Annotated in this window: 1 protein-coding gene; it reads right to left on the reverse strand. The window is 49.7% G+C overall.

Features of this window, described 5'->3' with window-relative positions; genetic code table 11:
- On the reverse strand, window positions 1-326 hold a 326-nt coding region (locus tag QVH07_RS17715; protein ID WP_290003153.1), incomplete at both ends, for a hypothetical protein.

Here is a 326-nt window from a genome sequence, read left to right on the forward strand (position 1 = left end):
TCCTGAGTTCCAACATCCGTTCTGGTGTTGTTTGCATAGGCTACTGAAGTGCCTGCCGGAAGTGTACCCGAGATCACAATGTTCTTCTCGGTACCATCGAAGACAAAGCTTCCATCATCAAAGGTAATTCCTGTAATATCGGCCGGAGTGATCGTCAGATCAGCGGTCAGCACCAGATCATTGAAGTTGCTTCCCGTAATCGTCGCCGTTACTTCCTGGGTACCCACATTTGTTCTTGAATTGTTGGTGTAGGCCACTGATGTGCCTGCAGGAAGCGTACCCGAGATCACAATGCTCTTCTCGGTGCCATCGAAGACAAAGCTTCC

The organism is Algoriphagus sediminis, assembly GCF_030403435.1.
Classification (GTDB): Bacteria; Bacteroidota; Bacteroidia; order Cytophagales; family Cyclobacteriaceae; genus Algoriphagus; species Algoriphagus sediminis.